This is a genomic window from Kiritimatiellia bacterium, from assembly GCA_018001225.1.
Lineage (GTDB): Bacteria > Verrucomicrobiota > Kiritimatiellia > CAIQIC01 > JAGNIJ01 > JAGNIJ01.
Map to the genome: position 1 here is coordinate 18180 of JAGNIJ010000030.1, position 21336 is coordinate 39515.

At 60.9% G+C, this 21336-nt stretch carries 16 protein-coding genes; 7 read left to right on the plus strand and 9 right to left on the minus strand.

Features of this window, described 5'->3' with window-relative positions; translation table 11 throughout:
• Positions 1-17 precede the first annotated feature (17 nt).
• Entirely contained in the window at positions 18-1136 is a 1119-nt protein-coding gene (gene dndC / locus KA248_10685) for a DNA phosphorothioation system sulfurtransferase DndC (protein MBP7830372.1), read from the minus strand.
• Between the two features lie 199 nt (positions 1137-1335).
• On the opposite strand from dndC, the gene KA248_10690 reads away from it, so the two are divergent.
• Positions 1336-3393, plus strand: coding sequence for a DNA phosphorothioation-associated putative methyltransferase (locus KA248_10690; protein MBP7830373.1), 2058 nt, complete (start codon positions 1336-1338; stop codon positions 3391-3393).
• Between the two features lie 7 nt (positions 3394-3400).
• On the opposite strand, the gene KA248_10695 is transcribed toward KA248_10690, so the two are convergent.
• The 4 genes from KA248_10695 to KA248_10710 form a co-directional block, all read right to left on the minus strand.
• Positions 3401-5191: a hypothetical protein gene (locus KA248_10695; protein ID MBP7830374.1), complete on the minus strand. Its 1791-nt coding sequence runs from the start codon at positions 5189-5191 to the stop codon at positions 3401-3403.
• Between the two features lie 107 nt (positions 5192-5298).
• Entirely contained in the window at positions 5299-6345 is a 1047-nt protein-coding gene (locus KA248_10700; protein ID MBP7830375.1) for a hypothetical protein, read from the minus strand.
• 594 nt (positions 6346-6939) lie between these two features.
• Entirely contained in the window at positions 6940-8907 is a 1968-nt protein-coding gene (locus KA248_10705; protein MBP7830376.1) for a DUF2075 domain-containing protein, read from the minus strand.
• A 129-nt stretch (positions 8908-9036) separates the two neighbouring features.
• Positions 9037-10179, minus strand: coding sequence for a Fic family protein (locus KA248_10710; GenBank protein ID MBP7830377.1), 1143 nt, complete (start codon positions 10177-10179; stop codon positions 9037-9039).
• 401 nt (positions 10180-10580) lie between these two features.
• Here KA248_10710 and KA248_10715 point away from each other — a divergent pair, with 401 nt between their 5' ends.
• Both KA248_10715 and KA248_10720 read left to right on the plus strand, forming a co-directional pair.
• Positions 10581-11618, plus strand: coding sequence for a hypothetical protein (locus KA248_10715; GenBank protein ID MBP7830378.1), 1038 nt, complete (start codon positions 10581-10583; stop codon positions 11616-11618).
• Complete coding sequence (locus KA248_10720) at positions 11615-12442, plus strand: hypothetical protein (protein ID MBP7830379.1); 828 nt, start codon at positions 11615-11617, stop codon at positions 12440-12442. Before KA248_10715 ends, KA248_10720 begins: the two co-directional genes overlap by 4 nt.
• Positions 12443-12487: 45 nt before the next feature.
• Here the strand turns inward: KA248_10720 and KA248_10725 are convergent, their stop codons facing one another.
• From KA248_10725 to KA248_10735, 3 genes are all read right to left on the minus strand, one after another.
• Complete coding sequence (locus tag KA248_10725; protein ID MBP7830380.1) at positions 12488-13648, minus strand: hypothetical protein; 1161 nt, start codon at positions 13646-13648, stop codon at positions 12488-12490.
• A gap of 66 nt (positions 13649-13714) precedes the next feature.
• Positions 13715-15313: a tyrosine-type recombinase/integrase gene (locus KA248_10730; protein MBP7830381.1), complete on the minus strand. Its 1599-nt coding sequence runs from the start codon at positions 15311-15313 to the stop codon at positions 13715-13717.
• A gap of 523 nt (positions 15314-15836) precedes the next feature.
• On the minus strand, positions 15837-16613 hold the full coding sequence (locus KA248_10735) for an ADP-ribosylglycohydrolase family protein (protein ID MBP7830382.1): 777 nt from the start codon (positions 16611-16613) through the stop codon (positions 15837-15839).
• A gap of 131 nt (positions 16614-16744) precedes the next feature.
• Here KA248_10735 and KA248_10740 point away from each other — a divergent pair, with 131 nt between their 5' ends.
• The 4 genes from KA248_10740 to KA248_10755 all read left to right on the plus strand — a co-directional run bounded on the left by KA248_10740 (position 16745) and on the right by KA248_10755 (position 20422).
• Entirely contained in the window at positions 16745-17698 is a 954-nt protein-coding gene (locus KA248_10740) for a hypothetical protein (protein ID MBP7830383.1), read from the plus strand.
• 134 nt (positions 17699-17832) lie between these two features.
• Positions 17833-18516 carry a DUF2461 domain-containing protein gene (locus tag KA248_10745; protein ID MBP7830384.1) on the plus strand — a complete coding sequence of 228 codons (684 nt, stop codon included), beginning with the start codon at positions 17833-17835 and terminating at the stop codon, positions 18514-18516.
• Positions 18517-18732: 216 nt separating this feature from the next.
• Positions 18733-19545, plus strand: coding sequence for a mechanosensitive ion channel family protein (locus tag KA248_10750; GenBank protein MBP7830385.1), 813 nt, complete (start codon positions 18733-18735; stop codon positions 19543-19545).
• A gap of 103 nt (positions 19546-19648) precedes the next feature.
• Positions 19649-20422 (plus strand): spermidine synthase, encoded by a 774-nt coding sequence (locus tag KA248_10755; protein MBP7830386.1) that lies wholly within the window; start codon positions 19649-19651, stop codon positions 20420-20422.
• Here the strand turns inward: KA248_10755 and KA248_10760 are convergent.
• Entirely contained in the window at positions 20368-21312 is a 945-nt protein-coding gene (locus tag KA248_10760; GenBank protein ID MBP7830387.1) for a sodium:calcium antiporter, read from the minus strand. The genes KA248_10755 and KA248_10760 overlap by 55 nt on opposite strands.
• Positions 21313-21336 lie beyond the last annotated feature (24 nt).

Genomic DNA, 21336 nt, shown 5'->3' on the forward strand with positions numbered 1-21336 from the left:
GAGGGGCTTTCATAGCTTCAGGCACACGTTGTTTCGCTCGGGATTGCGAGCCTAGCCAAGTCGCGGAACAGCGCATCCGACTCGTCCACTGCCCACTGCTCTCTTATCAGGCGCACTTCTGTGGTCGATATCAACTCAAGCCCGAGTTGAGCCTGAATCGCCAACAGCTCGTCCAAGAGCATCTTTCTGGCATCCATTGTCAATGGGCCGAGACCTGGCTGTCCCGTTCGCCGCACTTTATTCCTGTAGTCAGGATTATCCGATACCTCCTTGAGGCGTCGCCGGAACTTAGACAGTGGCTCCAGATGTTGATGTCCAGAAGTGATCAGGGAATCCAACGAGTTGTCCTTCTCGATCACAGTACAGGTCCAACAGCCGAATCGGGCGGAGTTGGTGCCACACGAAGGGGCGTCGTTGGTGCTCATGACGAAGGGACACTCCCCCGCAAGAGCATCTTTGTACAGACTTATGAGTTCCTTGTAGTCTCCTCCCCATGGTGGCCTGCTGTTCAGGAGGAGTGTCCAGACCTCATTGGTTGTTAGATCCTTTATGGGGGTGAAGACATAACAGCCTTTGAAGTCAGTGTGAGGCGAAAGACGACCTTCGGTTGCGGCATCATGCTTTTCTAGGTTTCGGGCGCGTTGCTGCGATTCCGCGCGTCGCACGCCGAGCAGAAGAATCGCTTCGCCGTTCTTGCTGACTTGGTCACGGATGAACTTCGAGGTGGGCCTGATCTTCATCCTGTCCGTGCACCAGCGAAACATGCGATTGGGTGCCGGGTAGCCACGACCGAGAAGATTAACCCAAAAGGAGTCCTCAACCTGTGGCTTAGTCTTGACGATATCAACGGGAACGCGAAGGGCGGGGATATTCTCGGCCATGTGGTCAAGAAGCCGATTCACGAACGCTTGGAATACGGGGGACTCAACGAGTGTGTCATTGCTTACAACGTAGACCTGACGCTTGCGCTCGTCAGGGGGGATTGTCAGTAGGCATTCGAGAACGAGGTGCGCGAGAAGCGACGAGTCCTTCCCTCCAGAGAATCCGACAATCCACGGCCGGGCGTCCGACCGGAGATATTCCTCGCGTATATCGCGTCGAATCTGCTTCAGCTTCGTAGCGAGCTCAGAGATCATCCCTCTCCATTGCACCTGCTTTAGAAATCAGACATATCGTACCGAGGATCGTGGGGCACCGCAAGAAGATTGCGCAACGCAACAGACGATTGCGCTTATCGCGACACAAGCGGCGTAGGGGTGCGAAGGGCGGGAGCTGCTCGGGGCTTTGGTTACAAGTTGACACTAAGGCCGATACGTTGTTACAGGATGAATGATCATGGCGGAGCGGGTTGAATCTGGCGTCTTGGATGCGCTGCATTTCAGCGAACAGGTCAGAGCACTTGCCGGCGGGAAGCGCACGGAGTCAGCAGTTTATGTGCACGTTTCTGCAGAGGGTTTGCTTCCCCTTGAGTTGCACAGGATCGTATTGGCATGTCGCCAGAAAATGCGTATCGGCGACGAGTACAACGTAGTGAAGTTGTCTCGTGGCGAATTCAGACTCTCCTTTCTGAGTTACCCCGATTTTTTCGAGTGCCCACACCCCGCGTTGGCGTATTCTATCAGCGTGGACCTGGCAACGGGCCGCGTTCGGCGATTCTCATATGAGTCCTCTACGAACCGCCCCATCCTTCACCGCAAGGAGGAGATGCTCTCGAAGGACCATCCGCGGCATGCAGAGTTCGAGACGCTAACTAGGTCTGAAGTGGCATGCGGCCTGTTTGAGATGTCAGCGTTGATCGGCATGCAGGGCGCTTGGGCGCAGGTGTTGAAGGAGAAGGGCCTTGGGTATCGAGGTCACAGGCTCGTCTGCTGTCACTCCGGCATTAAGAGCGAGGAGCCGATGTGTCTTCCAGCGATCAAGCGTCACAGAACCGCTATCAGCCGGCAGTCGCTCTCTAAGCCTGTGCAGTTGCTTGTAGAGCATGGGCTGCTGAAGCCCGGAGCGTCCTTTTTTGACTATGGGTGCGGGCAGGGGGACGACCTGCGTATCCTAGCGCACATGGGGGTAAAGGGCACTGGATGGGATCCCGCCTACAGGAGCGATATGCCACGCACGGAGGCAGACTGCGTGAATCTCGGCTTCGTGCTCAATGTCATAGAGGATCAGATTGAGCGGTTGCGAACGCTGCAGGATGCATTCGCGCTTGCTCGCCGAATCCTTGCGGTTTCGGCTCTTACCTCCGAGGCGAGGAATGAGGTTGGCGGTACAACCTACAGTGATGGGGTCCTCACAAGTCGAGAGACATTCCAGAAGCGTTTCTCTCAGGACGAGTTGCGGCAATACATCGAAGATGCCCTTGAGACGGAAGCGGTAGCGGTCGGGATGGGTATCTTCTATGTCTTTCGCTCGCCATCAGAGCGCCAAGAGTTCCTGGCACGCCGTACGCGCCGACCGATCAACTGGGAGGCGCTGTCACGGAGACTATACCCGAGACGATTCGGCGGCAACGCGAAGCTCAAGTACATAGAGAACCGCGAGCTTCTCGACGCGTTCTGGGCCAGAATGCTTGATCTCGGCAGAGTACCCAGGAAGAAGGAGTATCCGAGACTTGTTGATGTCACTCATAGGATCGGCTCAGCCGAGAAGGCGCGGCAACTGTTTATCGAGTTGTATGGAGAGAGAACGCTGCAGGCGGCTTACACAGCCCGGAAAGACGATTGGCTCGTGTTCCTGGCGTTGGCGAACTTGCGGAAGCGCGCTCCCTTTTGTCACTTCTCTCTGCCTCAACAGAACGACATCAAGACGTTTTTTGGGAACTACGCCTATGCTCTCGGCCAAGGGGAACAGCTTCTCCGCATGATCGCCGATCCGGATATCATTGAGGAGCAATGCGGCGAGGCATGCGTAGGGTGGCAGGACGATCAGGCTCTCTATCTGCACCGGGGCTCTCTGGGGGTACTCGACCCGGTACTGAGGGTCTACTATGGCTGCGCAGAGATACTCTGCGGCGAGACAAGCACAGTTGATGTTGTGAAACTCCACAAACGTTCGAGCAAGGTCACGCTGTTGGAATACGACGATTTCGAGGGGAAGATGCTCCCCGAGCTGCAGTGGCGCACGAAGATTAACTTGCGAACGCAACGCATTGACGTTTTCGATCACCGATCCTCGGAGCGTGCACAGGTTCTGTATTTCAAAGAGCGATTCGTACGTGTTGACCATCCGCAGCGCAAGAAGTGGGCATCATACTCGGACAAACTTCGGCGACTCGGATTCAGTGAAGCGATGGGGTTTGGACCGACAAGACAGGAGCTCTCGGAGTTCCTGGCCGCACACGGCCTGACGCTGGGGCTGCGGAGGTGCAAGAACAAGAGTACCCCTCCGCCAGCATGAGCCGTGACTACGAGGTCATACGGCCGCGCGGCTTGTCCAACAAAGCAAGAGGGCTTGCCGCAACTATCGAGCGCTTCTTCAGGGCTTGGTGGTAGTAGCTGAACGGGCGGCCGTAGTACACGAGTTGCCTGTTTCTTCCGGATCCCCCCTTTGGAGGCGGCTCGCGTGCCGGTGTTCGCCTGAGTTGATGGCCTATCTTGCGTATTAGCCTGTTCCGACAGCGATCAAGTCTCTTCAACTGGATCCGCGAGTACTTGTTGTCGTTCAGCAAACGGAAACCGCTCACCCAGCACAACTCGTTCTGGACCTTGTCGTAGTTGTGCAAGCGCACCTTTCCCACGGACATCTGTATCAACCGGTTTGTGATGGACTCCTCGATCGTCTTGTTGGTTGCTCGCGGCAATCTGGGGCGCAGCGCTCCGAGAACCTCGCGCACCGTTGCGTATTGCTTCCTCATCTCGCGTACGAGGGATCGCTTCCTTACTCGAATGTCTCCTCCCACGTTGATCTCGTAGCCGACGAAGCCAATCCAAGGGATGCCCGCAGATGCCGACCAGCTGTAAGGGGGCTTGGACTTCTGATCCCAGAATGCCTTTCCATATGCCGGCGTCGAGGTGGAGTCGTGGGGCAGCAGTTTGAGCCGCCGTAGTGCTCGCTCGTATCGCCTCATGTACGAGCGGCACTTCTGCCTATTCGGGTGCATGATGATCATGTCGTCGCAGTATCGGACGTACAGCAGATCTAGGTCGTCATCTCGCAGCATGGCGTCGTCCGCTTCATGCAAGACAAGGTTGGCGATGAACCCGGAGAGGGCGCCTCCTTGAGCGATTCCGAATCGTGCATTGTTGAACGATCGGTATATCCCTGCGTTCTTCAGTGTCTCCTGCACATTGCCGAAATTGCCATCCGGGATATCGAACTGGTCGAAGTAGGCCTGCCCCTTCTTGACGAGCGGTGCTACATGTTTGTTGAACCGGTACGAAGCCAAATAGGCGAAGAAGACCCTCTCCATCTCGCGGCTGTGCATGACACCATTATGCCTGTCTGCACGCACCGCCATGCGCTTGAACGCCTTCTTGATCACGGAGTGATTAACCGTGTCGAAGAACTTCTGAATGTCGCACTCGGCAACCCACAGACGCTTCTTCCCTTGTCGCCTCCTGTAGTCGACGATCTTCTGGAACGCATCGTGGTGTGTGGGCTTGAAGGGCTTGCCGTCGATCTCTCGGCGAGCTCTGAAGGCGAATGAACAATCTCTGAAACATGGATCGAAGAAGTCAGTGAGATACTGATTGGCCAGGCAGATGGCGATCTTGTCCGCCAGTGGGTAGGCGGAGATGGGGCGGCATGAGTTGCCGGAACTCTTCTTGTCGTCCTTGAGCTTCGGGAATATCTCCGGTGTTGCGATGGGTCTGTAACCGTCGCGAATTAGGGCAAGGACCTCCCGCGTGAAGTCGTCCAGCCTCCTAAGAAACGGCTCTTCAGGGCGCTGCTTCTTGCAGAAGGCGACGGTCATGAGGAGGGAACAAACGTTCTTGTCGGTCGAGTTCAGAGGTTGCCCATTCTCGCTACGACGCGGGTTCTGTCCGAGCTTCTTCCATTGCCTTCTGTTGGGTAACAGACTGCAGAGCAGTTCCTCGTCCGGACGTAGCGGATGCGTGTCGGGCTTGAACTTCGGATTCCCGGTGGCTTGGTATACTAGGTGTGCTCTGTTGCGCGTCTTGGCAAGCTTTGCCCGGAACCTGCAAAGGTATGACAATACCCTGTCTTCGGTGAGGTAGTTCTCCGCAAACTTCATCTGCCGTCCTTGCGTTTACAGGGGTGAAAGGCAGCACCTGTAGTTGATATGCCATACGTTCCAGTTACGGAACCATCCTAGCTCTTGCTGGCCAAGAACCACGGCAGCTAATATGTAGGGTCAGCTTGGCGCATTCCCTCTTCGGTACTGCCTTCCACCCCATTTCTCATCTTGTATCCTTGTTTCTGGGCAAGGTACACAATCGTCCCCATGCTGACTTCCCCCCGCGAGTCCATGTAGCACGACAGCAGAAGCCTCTTGCTTCCTTCCTCGTCATGCCGTGAACCGTCGAGGCGGCATAGCCTGAGAAAGTAGGCTTCACCTATGTCGTAGGTGAAGGAATCAGCAATAGCGAAGGCGACGCTGACCCACATATCGAACGTCGTGGTTATGGAGAGATTGCGTTTGGCCAGGTACTTCGTGATCGATCTCATGAGATTGCGGTTGGATGCGGAGTTCTTCCCATCGGAGCAGTTGAGCCGGGATCGCTCCACGGCAGGGGCATGGTGCGCGGCTGGTTGGCTGGTCCTCTGCATCGCGCGCTCAGGCAGTGGAGCTTGTAGCACGTCAACGTCCACGATTGGCATCGGCTCCACATCGCTCTTCTGGATCAACTCAGGATCGCTTGAGAGGAAGCACAGTCGTGTGACATCGCTTCCGCTTGGATCCAGCAGGACGTTGTAGTCCTCTCGGAAGCGAGCCGAGAGCTTTCTGAAGGCGGCCTTGTGGCGCAGCGGGATAGCGATGCTGTTGTCCGAGAGGTCATAGCGCAAAGGCACCAAGCCTTTGAGTCCAGCGGAGGATGGGGATGTCCAGAGAGCCAAGACGGAAGGCTCGCACTGGAGCTTACGCTTTGCATCAAGAAGGGCGGCACCTTCAAGATGGTCGACGTCGAAGACAACCAGTTCGTTGTACTGCTTGATGCAGTCCGTGCGCCGCTTCTCCAAGAACGTACCGCAGAATGTCACGCTCGGCAGCCGCTTCTTCCCTATATCGTACTTGTCCTTTGCGCCTACCGCCAAGTACACCCTCAGCTCGGAGATCAGAGCGTTGTAGGTGCCTCCCTTTATCATCTGCAGAACGTCGCCTATTGCATGCTCGGCCGTGATACTACCCCATGCACATTCTAGGAAGGACGCCCTTCTGCGCAGCATTCTCGTTGAGCTTACCATGGCAATGCCCGCTACCCATGCCAGTACCAATCTCCGAGGGAACGCATGCTAGCACAGGCCTTGTAAATTCTCAAGCTTGTAGCATTGAACGTGTGGTGTAAAATGGCCTCATTCGCACATGGTAGATAGAGCACCTCTTGGTGCATGCTATTCTCGATCCTAGACGACCTGCTCATACAGGATATGCCCCCCCCCTTATCAACCCTACGCCTGTCGGACGAAGGCGGCCGCGCAATCTCGCTTCCGTTTCCAGTCGCGGGCAGTCATGGCCATGAGGTCCAGCCATGCGGAGGCATTCTTCCGGTGTCACGTTAGCGGCATACGCCGCCTTGGAGTCAGCTATCAGCATCATCGGCATGGTGGCTTGTGCGGTCTTCCGGAAATTCTCACTTTCTTGCTGGAAGTAGTGTTTCAGGACGACGTCCGCGGCAACGTGGCTAGTGACGCGGCGGACCAGCTCAACGGGGATCCTGGCGGCCAGGGCAAGGGAGGCCTCAGTCGCGTGAAGATCATCCCGATCGCGGACGTTGGTAGAGCAATAGCTGTGGGCTCGCCACACATGCCTTGCCGCGCGTATTATGCTACGCGCCAAGCGATGGGACTCCTGATTTCAACTGTTTGGGCGCCGCATCGTTCCAGCCTTGCCGCCGTCGCGTCCATAATGGCGCTCCCCGGCGGAACAAATATTACAAGCCCTTCTCGCCCACGGGTCAACAAAACCCGGTAAGTATTCTTTCGGAACCGGTATGGATCTTTGACGAGTCGATTGGGCCTTGGCGTCCTCATACGCCAACCCATTTCTTGACTGTCAGCCGATTCCTTCCACCAGAAGTCATCCCCCCAGCACACAATGGGAAGGTCCAGTTCCAGACCCTGACAGTGGAATTCCTGAGCGGGCTTCACGAGTTGGCAGCAGGATCTAGGGTCGGCTGGATCTGCGTTGAACCACTTGGCCGTTGGGAAGAATCGGTCGAATCGAATATCGAGCCCGAACGCAGAGAGATTCTTCGCCTTTGAACTCGCCAGCAGGCCGAAACGGCGTAGCGGCTCTCCCGCAAATCTCGCGCGCGCATACCCCCTTGCCCATTCCAAGTCGCGCGTCAGCAGGATTGGGAACGCTTTCTCCAGCAGGCTCTCCCCGAGCGACGCCAGCACACCTTCAGGCTGTCCGGGCGTATCCAGCAACCCATTGACCCATTTATGGAGATCTTCTGCGGCATGGCTCCGTATCGTCGTATCAAGGCTTAACCGCGGCTCTTCGCGACGCGGAACGCCCTCGCACGGCCCCGGCTCGATCAGCCCGGGGGGCGAATGGAGGGTCCAGTTTTCCCGGCGCCGGCTTCCATCAATCGCCGCGAGCCACCCTTCGATGCCGCATTCTTCTCCGGTATGGATCTCCTGTCCCGAACCAATGAGGCCCAGAATGACACACCCGCTCGGTATTCTGTCCGCTACGGAAACCAACATTTCCGGCTCCGAATGGCGGACGGCCAAATTGCGCTTTCGATAAAAGTCCTCCACTTTGTCGGCGGTCCACGCCCGCTGTGCTTCGTCAAAGATCAGGAGGCGCTCACTCGGGCAGACATCCAGTCGCTGAATCGCGTACTCCCGGATAAATCGGTGCATGTCTTGAACAAACGCCCTGCTGTGCAGTGCGTCTTGGAGCACGGCGACCAATGGAGCGTTTCCTGAAAGAAAGGCGGCTGGGTTGCAGTGTTCCTGATCAGGGCCGAGACTGGCCGGAAGCCGGTCATTGTGCACTACCTGCAGTCCGACAAGGGTTTTCCCTGCGCCGGGAACTCCCGTCAGCAGCACCAGGTGGTTGCGACCATCTTTACGGGCTTGGTCGAAGACATCGAGCACGTAGTTTACCGTGTCGGGTATACCCATGCTACGGGCACGCCGAATGAAAGGAAGTGGAAGCTGTTTATAAAGAAGGCGAGCCGCGTCCACAATGCCCGGCAGCGGTTCGTAACGACCTTGAAGCCATGCAGTCAGCACCACCTTCGGGGGCCTATGGGAGAACTTCCGTGCCAACCCACTTACAAGGGCAAGGAAATCCTCGGGCGTGGTGATAGTGACCCCAGCGGTCTGTAGGCGAGGTCCCTTGCCCAGATACAGCAAAATCGGAATAACCGGCAAATCGCGACACGCGGAATGGTACTCGTGGAGATCACGCGCATACGCGGCAACCTGATCGATGTCACCGACATGCACCCTGTCTGTGTTCTTGAACTCGATGACCAGAACAGCGGCATCTTGCAGCAGAATCACATCAGGTCGTCGTCCACCTTCGCGCGGAAGCAAGTACTCCAGGATTGACCCATGCCCAACCGTGGAAGCGTCCAACGAAATCAGTTTGCGTCCATCGGCTTGCAGGATCTCCACGGAACGATCCCATGCCTCCACCTGCTCAGCCGATCCCTCTCCAACAAACATCCGCAGCGCTGACACCACAGCGGCCTGCGGTGCTGCAACAAGTTCTCCAAGAACAGAAGCCCACCCTGCTCTTTGCGAATTGGCAGGACCAATGATCGCGCTCATGAAGCGTGTTTGTAGCAGATTGAGCGGAGAAACGCCACTCTCCGGATGCGGGGAAACCGCTGATTCCGCGGATTTTCGCGGATAAGAAAGCGGCGCGGGCGGGACCCGCCCGCCGGCGGGCCATGAAGGCTACTCCAGGATATTGAGAAGCGACCGGGCGCAGAAAACCCGATCGCGGCGAGCCTCTGCTTTAACCGGACTCAACACGCCCTTCTTTACAAGCAAATCAACGGCGCGCGCGGCCGTGTTGTAAGAGGTCTTAAGGGCTTTTTCCAGACCGCGGATGGTCACAAAGGGATTGCCGGCAATGCAATCCAGCACCCTGACCGGAGCCGGAGAGGCGACGCCCGAGAGCTGCTCGCGCCAGGCGGCGAGAAGCTGGTTGATACGCTCGGACCGCGAAAGCGCATCCTCCGATTGCCGGGCGACGCCGTTCAGGAAGTATATGAGCCAGCCTTCCCACGCGCCATGCCGCGTGACGCTCAACAACCCATCGTAATAGTCGCGGCGGTTGGCTTCGAAGAAGGCGCTAAGATAAAGAAGCGGCACGGGCAGGATGCCGCGTTCAATCAGGAAGAGCGTGATCAACAGACGGCCGACGCGGCCGTTTCCGTCGAGGAAAGGATGGATAGCCTCAAACTGGTAGTGTGCGAGGGCAATCTGGACAAGAGGCGGAAGCTTCCTGTCGTGCAGGAACGTCTCCCATGCTCCGAGACAGTTCATCAACTCGTCGGGAGGCGTCGGTATGTACGAGGCTGTAGAGATCGTGCTTCCCGGCCGACCGATCCAGTTCTGTGTGCGGCGGAACTCGCCGGGCGTGGCATGGCCGCCGCGAACTCCTCGCATCAAATGGCTATGCAGCTCGCAAACAAGGCGCAACGAAAGCGGGAGATGTTTCAGGCGCTTCATGCCGTGTTCCAAGGCGACAACGTAGTTGGCCACTTCGCGCAGATCATCGGGGCTGCGATCCACGACCGCGCCGGCCTCGACGGCCAACAATTCGCCCAGTGTCGCCTGGGTGCCCTCGATCCGACTGGACAACACCGCTTCACGGCGGATGAACGGGCGGATAAGGATATGCGGATTCGGCAGTCGCCGGCCTTCCCCGGCCAGGCGGCCAAGAAGCCGATCGGCATCGGACAAGGCGCTAACCAGTTCATGCGACCATGTTATGGCCGGAGGCAAGGGATCGGGCACGAACGCCCTGGCATCTCCGGCAAGCTTCACCCAACGGCCGGACGAACCGGAAACAGCACTCTTCCCTGTTTTCATGGATGGAAACAATAGAACGCCTTATTTCCATTTGCAACAGTAAATTGAAACAAGGATGCGGGTGTATCTGGATAAGTTTTCGGGTACACGAGCGCGGCGTCATCAGCTTACACCTATGCGGCCAGCTCCCGGAGGCGAGTTTTGTCCTCATCCGTGGCGGTTCCGGCCGCCAGCCTGGCGGAAAGCATGGCGAGTTCTTCGGCCGGCTTCATCCGCTCCGTATGATCAATATGCACGGCTGGTCCCGCGTTATGCATCCGCGCAAGGGTCGATGCTACTCGGAGACTACAAAAAGCGCCTAGATGGGCAGCGGCTCCGACAAAATCTCACGAAGCTAAAGAAGATATTGACATTATTACCGATAAGGCGTTTATTACTCACCAGTAATAAAGGGCTCTCCAGTGAATGACCAAGTCATACATTCAGAGACGGAACTGCTTGAAGCTCTTCGCAATGTATTCGACAAGAGCCCGTTTCGCATCGCAATCCATCAAGCTGCGTTGACCGCCCATGGTACCGACCTGACTGTGCATGTGGAATACGAAGGCCATTCGGCCACATTCGCTGCGGAGTGCAAGCTCAACCCCACAAGCCAAGCTCTGGGCCAAGTTCTGGCTTTGACCAGCGGTAAGCAACTCCCCTTACTCGTCGCCGTTAAGTTGTCCGAGTCGCTAGTTGAGCAATGTCGGCAACGCGGAATCAGCTGCCTGGATCTCAACGGTAGAATCTGGATCAAAGCACCGGGTCTCTTGATTGATCGGACTATTCCTGCATCTCAAATCCGATACCGCCTGGCCGAACCGGAGATTCAATTCTTCTCGACAAAAAGTACTCGTCTACCGCGCGCCCTGCTAAGCTACCCGAATAGGACATGGCGCCAACGCGATCTGGCCGAACTCACCGGCCTCAGCCAGGGTCTCTTATCTCGCCTGCTGAACCATGCCGCAGGCCAGGGATGGGTCACGGGCCGACGCGGCGACTGGGAACTCGCCCGTCTTGATCTGCTTCTTGACGCATGGGTAAGAGCTGACGTTTGGCCCAAACGTGTTACTCGACACCAATACTCAACGATATCCAATGATTTCCCAGGCTTGGCCCGAGGGCTTGTGGAAAAGACCGTAGGAGATATCGCGTTTACCCAATGGTTCGCCGCGGATTTACGGTTCCCATACACCCAACCACCCCTGCTATCCGTTTATCGACGTGAATTTCTCAATGCTGAAGAGAAGGAATTCCTGCATCTTCGTGAGGTGGCCGACGGTGGTAAACTCTGGGTACTCGTTCCAAAAGATCCCGGGGTCTTCCAGACGATTCGCAGAATTGACGGGTTTCCCATCGTCTGTGACGTCCAGATATACCTCGACTTGTTACAGGTTGGGCTGCGGGGACCCGATCAAGCCAAGGCCCTCCGTGAATGGGAAGGGTTCTGCACCTCGTGAAATACGAACACTACAGCCAGTACAAGCCTGAAGACACGGAACGCGCCGAGTCCGCCCTTCTCAGCGCATGGGCCGTGCTGGAGGAGTTCCGCGATGACCTCGTTTTAGTCGGCGGCCTCGTGCCACGCTACATCTGCCGGGCCAACCCCGACGAGCTTCAACCGGTAACCATGGACGTCGATGTCGGCGTAGCCTTGAGTTTAAGCAGCGGCATGTACGATACCACCACGAAGCGACTAAGCGACGCTGGCTTCAAGTGGGAGGACAAGCGCTTTCAGAAGACGTTCGGCAGGACGAAGCTCTACCTTGATCTTCTCACAGACCGACCCCACAGGGATGCGCCGGACTCCGCCATGGTAGACGATGTGCCAGTCAGCGCTGTCTATGGTCTTCAACGGGCTCTTGAGGCATACCGGGAAGTCGAGATCACTGGTCGCGATCTGTACAATGCGGTTGTCACCGAAAAGGTTAAGGTGTGCGAAGTCGGGCCGTTTGTATGTCTCAAGCTCCAAGCATACGGCAACCGGCATCAAAGCAAGGATATCTTCGATTTTGTCCGTGCTGTCAGAGACTACGACCGTGGTGGTCCAACAGAGGCCGTGAGTCTTATTCACGCGGAACGGGGTCGCAACCTCGCCTATGACATCGCCATCAATGTTCTGGCCGGCCATTTCACAAGCCAGGAATCCAAGGGCCCAGCCCAGTATGCGGACTTCTGTGTAGGTGGTGTCCAGCTACAGACAGAAGATGGGCGGTTTATTCAAGCCCGGCGCATTAACGAAGCCATGGACGTGGCGCAGCTCCTTCTAAAAGGGGCTTCGTAAGGCCGCGCATACGGTGCCGCCGAGTAGCACGCGCCGCGGCATCGGTCATTCATCCTGCGCACGACCACCCCCGAACGACGCCATGATCTCGTAGAAGCTTTTCGGCCTTGATCTCGCGCCGGGTAGAGGCCCGGACGGCACGAGCGGATCCAAGCAGTCGGCCTGTTTCGATGCCCAAGCGAACCAACGGGCGGCCTCCGATCCCTTACCGGTGGCAACACCCTTTGCGCGCCAGTTCTCCATCCTCGCCTTTATGTAGTCGCGCAAGGTCCGGCTCTTAGCCCAGGACTCCGCATTGGCGAGCAGGCGTTCAACCAACTCTGCTTCCCGGAGTTCCGCCTTCTCCCGCTCCCAGCGCTCCGCGTCAAGTTTCTGGCGTTCCTCTGCCGCCCTGGCGGCCCGCTCATCTGCTTCGCGCCGGGAGATGCCGGCCTGCTCCAAGCCCGAGATGAACTGCTTCAGCACATACTCCAGGGAGAACCGCTTGCCTTCGCGCCATGCCCGCCGGCCCTTATCGTTTGACCAGTCGGTCTTCAACACGAAGTGGCCCCTTACATACCGGGGATACCGTTGAAAACAATAGGGAGCAAAACGCCATTTAGGGTCCTGCCGTTCCTCTCTGGTCAGTTTGCGATCCTCCCGCTCGATCCGTTCCTCGATCGCAATAGCGACCTCACCACCCTCAACGGTCACAATCGTTCTTGGCCGCTCGCCGTCGGTCACCCGGACAGACCACCCGCGTGATTCACACTCCTTGAGAAGCGTGTCCATCGCCCGATACGCGCGTTGCCGACTCCTCTTGGTACCCATGATATCCAGGCAGCCGGCGCCCGGCCGGAAGCGCCCGTAATCGTCCTGGGAGCAGTCCTTGAGCACATGGCGTGTCTGCCGGATCAACGGATGCCACCGCGTGATCTTGTCCGGGATCGTGATTCCGAGCTGTTTCGCAGGCCGATCGTCAGGCACATGTCCCGCGGATGGCTCGATGGCGATCTCCCAATCCTGCTCCGGGTTCGGCAACGGCTCCTTCAGCGCAGCCCGATCCTCCGGGCCCTGGTTCCAGAAGCCTTGTGCAGGGCTCGGGATGTTGTTCCCTCGGCATAACCGGGAAAGGCGGCCATACGTGACCCCAAACGACCGGGCCACATCACGCTTCGGCTCGGTCCACACGCGTTCGTACAGACTGACACGACCGATAGTCTTCACACGCGCCTCCGGGTTCGCTGTCTTTCCCGCCGGGCATTGAGGCACCCGCAGGCCAGGCTCCCGGCATCACACCTTCGCTGCCAGCTTCCGCAGGCGCTCCTTGTCGGCGTCCGACGCCTTGCCGGCGGCCAGTTTCGCGGCAAGCGCCGCCAACTCTTCGGCAGGCTTCACCCGCGCCTTTTTCCCGGTCAGAACCTTGGGCATCGCGCCGACCAGCGCCGCCTTGAACTGCTCCCGGTCCGGCCGGAAGTAGTGTTTCAACACCACTTCGACGGTCGCGTGTCCGGTCACGCGGCGGACCAGTTCAACGGGCACCCCGGCGGATAGCGCGAGGGTGACGAAGGTCGCCCGCAACGCATGCCAGTCCCGGATACTCGCCGCCCGCTGACCCTTGCGCCGCTTCACCTGGGTCATGGACCGGATATCCTTCTTGATGCTCTTCTGCTGTGTCCGCAAGAACTTCTTGCCGATCATATCCTGCACTTCGTGGAGATCGTAGGAGACCGTGCATTTGGCATGCCCGCTGGCGGCCACGATCTGGCGCACCGACTGCCCGTCACAGTACCGCCGGAACACATCCAGAATCCGGTCCCGGCGCGGCCCTTCCCCGATATTCGCGACGATCGCAGCCTCGCCCTGCGCCCGGACCTCGGAAGCCGGCACGGGCTCTTCGACAACCTCTTTCTGCTTCTCTCCCTCGGCAAACGCCCGGGCCACGATCTTCTTGAACTGCCACGTCAGGCTGTCGGGATTGCGCTCCAGGAGCTCCGCGGCCTCGGGGAAGACCAAATCGCGGCCATTGTGTTGCCGGGCCTTCAGGACGGCCAGAAGCGGCTTGAAGATGGGAATCTCCACGCTCGCACCCGTCTTGGAGGTCTTCACCGTCAGCATGCCGTTATCGAGATCGACCGCCGACCACCGAAGTCCACACACATCGCCGCGCCGCATCCCCGTGCAAGCGGCCGTCACGATGAGCGGATACATGAACTCATCCCCGCGCGCTGCATCCAGCAGGGCCTTGAGTTCCAAATCGCTGAACGGCTTCCGGTGGACCATCTCGCTCTCGCCGGCCGCCCGGCGCCCGACGAATCCGGCAAAGGGATTCGCCGCACCGACGGGGAGGAACCGCTCGAAAGCCTTGTTCAGGAGCTTGGCATGGTCCCGGACCGTCTTCCGGGCGAATGCCTTCTGCATGGCCGTCATGTAGGCCCCGGCATCCTGCGGCGTCACCTGGTAGAGGTAGGCCATCTCCGCGTCGCGAGTGAGCATGAAGCCGGCGAACCTTTTGAACGCCGCGTCACACCCCTTCAGATACGCCTCACTTGCCGGGGTCTCCCGGCCGAGCCCCCGCCAACGCACGGACAGCTCGTTCAACCTGACATATTCAACGGCCTTTCCCGTCTTGGCCTCGATAAGCCGTTCCGTGAGGTGTTCAGCACGACCCTTACGCCCCTCCTCCGCCGTGTGGACAGCCAGGGCGATCTCCGCCTTCGTCCGGCTCACCTCGAAATCCGAATCGCCCTTCTGGCGCAGCGACGCAGGAGGAACTCCCTTCCAGCGCACGTTCAGATTCACGACCTTCCGCTTGCCGCAATGGTCCGTGTACTCGCCGTACCAGTAAGGCCGCAGGCCCCCGCCTCTCTGCTTCCTCAACATCAAGCTCATGGCGTCGCCCTCCGTGTTGAAAAGTCGGGGACATCATGAATCAATCTGGATACCCAAGCAAGCAATTTACACACACATTCACACACACAGGCCTATATTATATCAAGAAAACATAGGAAATACAGCATTTCAGAGGTTCGGCGTCAGGCTCATAACCTGAAGGTCGTTGGTTCAAATCCAACCCCCGCTACCAATCTTGTGAAGTGAAATAGCCCGCCGGAGCTTCGTGCGAAGGCGGGTTTTCTGCCGCCGATTTGCAGGCGGAAGGTTGCGGCGTTACGACGCGCGATCGGACGACTCGGCAAGGGCTGCTGCGCCGGAAGACTCGCGGACAGCGCCGGGGCTACGCCGATCACCGGCACCGCTCAAGCGGCCGGGACAAACCCCGCCCTACTTCCATGCCGAGCACTCCCGGCAGGTCCACTTCGACACCAACAAGGCGATCATCCGCGTCGGCAAGGAGGCCCGCTGGCCGGCACCAACGCCGACGCAGATCATGTAGACCGCGGTTGCCTGACCCGGTTCAAGGCTTGGCCGCGCAGCGGGCGTGGAAGGCACGAGCGATGTCGCCGAGGCGGGCATCGAGGATGGCAAAGACCTTGTTCCGTATGGCCGGGGGGACGCCACCGTAGAACGCTTCGGCGAGGCCGCCGGTGATGCAGGCGAGCGTGTCCGTGTCGCCGCCGAGCGAGACGGCAATCCGGATCGCATCCTCGAAGTCCGTCGAGTCCAGAAATGCCCGGATCGCCTGCGGGACGGTCTCCTGGCACGTCTCGTTGAAGGCGTAGCCGGGCCGGATTTCGTCCGTGTGCCGACTCAAGTCGTAGCCGAATGTGTCCTCCACGTACGCGCGGATGTCGTCCTTCGTTCTCCCCGCGCGCCCGAGAAAGATCGCGCCGGCAACGGCTTGGCCGCCCTTGATGCCCTCGGGGTGATTGTGCGTCACCGCCGTGAACTCGCGGGCCTTGCCGAGGACCTCCTCGAGGCTGTCATAGGCCCAGCCGGCCGGGCTGATCCGCATCGCGGCCCCGTTGCCGAAGCTGTGGTATGGACGGGGATCCGGGCCGGAGGCCCATGCGGCGAATCCCCCGCCGTACCCGCGCTTCGGGTAGAGCAGGAAGAATTTCTTGAGGTTCTCCGCGTAGGGGGTCCCCGTGAGAATCGTGTCCGCCAGCGCCACGGTCAGCACGGTGTCGTCGGTGAAGAAGCACTGCGGCGAGAACAGGGGGAACTCCTTGGACTTGATGTTGTTCCACTCGTACACCGAGCCGATGATATCCCCCGCGATCGCGCCGAGCATGGCCGCCTCCTCTCCCTGTTTATAAGCCGCACGCCGGCGCTTGGAAAGAAGCATCGCCATGCGGGCCGGATCACGCGGCGACGGGGGAAGATAACAACGCTCCCTGGCGACGAAACCGGGACAACGCCGCCGTGCTGCGGGTGGGCACCACGTCGGACTGGCCCTCGATCGCGCTCTCCCTGGCCGGCGTGGAGTTCCCGGCCAACGAGTCCAACGGCGCGGTGCTGGACCTGGGGCCGGGCCTGTCCAGTCCTTCGATGCCGATGGAGGCGTGGAACTGGCTGCTCGACTGCCGGTTTTCGAACAACCGCGGCGGGACCCTCCTGCGCCTGGCGGCGGACGACCGCTACCTGCACCTGCGCGGGACGGATTTCCTCGACAACGACTGCGCGGAGCTGCTGGTGCACGACTCGGGCGGCCTGTCGGACGCGGCCCAACTCGTGGTGCAGAACGGGCTGTTCGTCAGCAACGCGGGCTCGATCGCCGCCCGGGGGCGCGGCCACCTGCTCCTCCAGAACTGCACGCTGCACGGCAACGCCTGCGACATCACGGCCGGCGGCTCGGCCACGGCCAGCCTGCATACCGCCATCCTGTGGGCGCACGGGGGGGCCCTGGCCGAGGAGGCCGCGGGCCGTCTCGACGTGCAGTACTCCGCAACCGGCCTTCCCGCGCCCCACCCCGGCCCGGGCCACCTGACCAACGATCCTCACTTCGCGGACGCCGCGGGGCGCGACTTCCATCTCCACCGGCTCTCGCCGTGCCTGGACGCCGGGGATCCCGCGACCGAGCACCGGAACGAGCCGGAGCCGAACGGCGGCCAGGTGAACCTGGGCCGCTACGGGAACACGCGCGAAGCGGCCTGCTGGCGGGACTGGATGGGGCCCTCCATCGCCTGCACCGGCCTGACCGTTGTCCTGGAGTTCCCCACGCACAGCGGTTCGTGGTATCGCGCCGAATTCGCCCCGTGGCCTTCCGGGCCCTGGACCGAAATCGATGACCGTCAGGCCGACGCCGACGGGGTACGCCTGACCGCGCCGGCCGCGGGCGACCGGGGCTTCTTCCGGGTGTATCACTACCGGCCTTGAGCCCCCGCGGGAAGAGGAACCGGATCACGGCCGGGAAATGCTGAACCCCATAAACGGCCGCGAGGAACAGCACGTTCCCGCGGCACCCCGGCGCGCGGGCTGGAAAGCGGGGCTCGCGGTGGTATGATTTCTCCATGATCGATTCCGCGGTGTTTCATTTCCTGGAGCAGCTCAAGGCGAACAACACCCGCGGGTGGTTCATCCAGCACAAGGCGGAATACCGCGCGGCCCGGGCGGCGGTGGTGGAAACGATCGATCACGTGATCGCGGGCCTGGCGCGATTCGATCCGCCGATCGTCGAGCAGGACCCGGAGGATTGCCTGTTCCGGATCAACCGCGACGTCCGGTTTTCGCGGGACAAGTCGCCGTACAAGACGCACTTCGGCGCGTTCATCACCGACCGCGGGCGGAAGGTGGACCGGGCGGGCTACTACCTCCACGTCGAGCCCGGCACCTCGATGCTGGCGGGCGGGCTCTACCTGCCGCCGGCCCTGCCCCTGCGGGCCGTCCGGCGGGCGATCCTGTGCGACGGGCGGACCCTGCGCCGGATTGTCTCGCGGCCGAAGTTCGTGGAGCTGTTCGGGGCGACGCTGCCGGGCCGCCGGCTCAAGACCGCGCCGCGCGACATCCCGCGGGACCATCCCGACCTGGATCTGCTCCGGCTCACGAGCTTCGAGATCGTGCTTCCCCTGAAGGACGCCCGGCTCCGGAAGAAGGACTTCGTCGAGCATGCCGTCGGTGTGTTCGAAGCCATGCACGACTACATCGCCTGGCTCAACCGGGCGCTCGACACCTTCGCAGCGGACCCGCGCGCCTGACGGGAGGAAGCGGAACCACGGAGACACGGAGGGGGAAAGGCCCGCGGATCACGCGGATTGACGCAGAGGAAAAAAACGAGGAGAGGATGGGGGGAGAACAGAGGCCCCTTTGTTCTTGCAACGGACGGGCCATTGGGGCAGGGTGCGCGCGAAGGGGATCGTTCCAGGTCGGCATAACCATTTGCGCGCAGGCGCCATACAAGGAGGATCGCGGTCATGGACATGCAAGCGATTCAGACGTTTATCAGCACCACCCTCTCGCAGCTCGCGGTGAAGATCCTGGCGGCCATCGCCTTCTGGGTGATCGGCCGATGGCTGATCGGCCATATTGTCGCGCTATGCAGGGCGGCGATGAACCGGAGCAAGATTGACCCGACGCTGACAAAATACCTGGGCTCGATCATCGCCATCGTGCTGAACGTCACGCTGGCCCTGGGCATTCTCGGTTACTTCGGGATCCAGACGACGTCGTTCGCCGCCATGCTGGCCGGCGCGGGCGTGGCCATCGGGGCGGCCTGGAGCGGGATGCTCGGCAACTTTGCCGCCGGCGCCTTCATGCTCGTGCTGCGCCCGTTCAAGGTGGGCGATTTCGTGCAGATCGGCGGCCTCGTCGGCACCGTGCAGGAACTGGGCCTGTTCACCACCACCCTCGTCACGCCGGACAACGTCAGCACCCTGGTCGGCAACGGCAAGGTGTTCAGCGATACGATCCAGAACTTCTCGATCCGGCCGGTGCGGCGCGTCGAACGCACGGCGCAGCTGGCGGGCGGCGTGGACCCGCTGGACGCCATCGCCCGCTTCAAGGCGGCGGTGAGCCAGATCCCGAACGTGGCGAAGGATCCGGCGCCCGAGGTCAGCCTGCTCGACATCAACCTGCTGGGCACGGTGATCGCGGTGCGGCCCTACTGCCACACCGACCACTACTGGCAGGTCTACTTCGACACCAACGAGGCGATCATCCGCGTCGGCAAGGAGGCCGGCTGGCCGGCGCCGACGCCGACGCAGATCATGAAAACGACGGCCGCCTGACGCGATTCCGCGCGATCCAGGACCGCTTCCCCCGCGGCCCAAGGCCGCGGGGGGCGTACGCCGTTCACAGCAAACGCGGCGCGCCTCATCGTCCCGGCGTAATATGACGGCCCCTTTCGAAGTGCTCGACAGCCGCCCGACCCGAATGGGCGAACTGGTTCTCCAGCGGCGACGCGTGGCGGCGCTGGGCGACTCCACGGCCTTCGAGGTCAAGCTGAACGGCGAGTACCTGATGTCCAGCCTGTTCCACGAGGCCGAGGAGGAACTGGCGCGCCTGGCGCTGGGCCGGCTGACGGGTCGCGATTGGGAGGTCGTGGTCGGCGGGCTGGGCCTGGGTTACACGGCGGCCGCGGCGCTGGCGTTCCCGGAGGTGGCGCGGCTGACCGTCGTCGAGGCCCTGACGCCGGTCATCGCCTGGCACCGGCAAGGGCTCGTGCCCCACGGCCGGGCGCTGTCCGGCGAGCCGCGGTGCGCTTTTCTACAGGCGGATTTCTTCGCGCTCGCGCGCGGCGAGGGATTCGACCCGGCGCGGCCGGGGCACCGGTGGGACGCGGTCCTGCTGGACATCGATCACAGCCCGGCGCGGCGGCTGGCCGATGCGCACGCCGATTTCTACACGGAGGACGGGCTGCGGCGGCTGACCCGGTTCCTGCGGCCCGGCGGCGTGTTCGCGCTGTGGTCCAACGACGAGCCCGACGCGGCTTTCCTGGCGCGGCTGCGCCGGGCGTTCGGCCAGGCCGAGGGGCGGACGGTTTCCTTCGCGAACGCGTTGACGGGCGGACGGTCATCCAACGGGATCTACCTGGCCCGCGCGCCATGCCCTCACGGCAGGGAGATGCTGAAGCCCATGAACTGGGCGGCGAGGAAGAGCGCATAGATGGCGATCATCACCGCGGCCTCGGACCGCACGAACCGGCGGCCCGTGGTGACGAACATCTGGAGAAGCACGCCGGCCACGATCGTCAGCGGCAGGTCGCGCTGCACGATGATCGGCTCGACCGGCAGCGGCAGGGCCAGGCACAAGGCCCCCGCCGCGACGAGCCCGGTGAAGATGTTCGAGGCGTAGATCTCGCCCAGGGTCACGTCCGCCTGCCGGTGAATCACCGCCCCGAGCGCGATCGCCAGTTCGGGCAGCGAGGTGCCGAACGCGTAGAACGTCACGCCGATAAGCAGGTCGTTCATGCCCAGCCGCCGCGCCATGGCGCTGCCGTGCTCGACGACCCAGTTGGAGCCGAGAACGATCATCCCCACCCCGGCCAGGAAAAAAGCGATGTCGAGCCATGGGCGGGCAACCGCCACCGGCTCGCCACGTTTCCGCTCGCGCCGCGCCTCCTCGAGCATGCCGTGGAAGAACGGCACGTAGGCCGCCAGCAGGATCAGCCCGTCCAACCGGCTGATCTTCCCATCCATCGCCAGCACAAGCATCAGGGCCGCCGAGAGGATCATCCAGCTCGACTCCCGGTCCCGGATGGCCGGGCCGACGACGATTGGGCGCCACAAGGCGCAGAGGCCGGCGACGAACGTCAGGGTGACGAAGTTCGAGCCGACGATGTTGCCCACCGCGGCGGCCGCCTGCCCCCGCAGGGCGGCGAAGAACGACACGCAGAACTCGGGGAGCGACGTCATCACGGCGACCAGCAGGACGGTCACCACCAGCGGCGAGACCCGAAGCCAGGCCGCCAGCTTCGGAATGCGCCGCAGCACCATCTCCGTGCCGCCCCAAAGGAGCGCGATACCCAGGCCGAAGAAAAGGATCGAAGTCGTCATCTCCGTCCCTATTAACCGAACGAC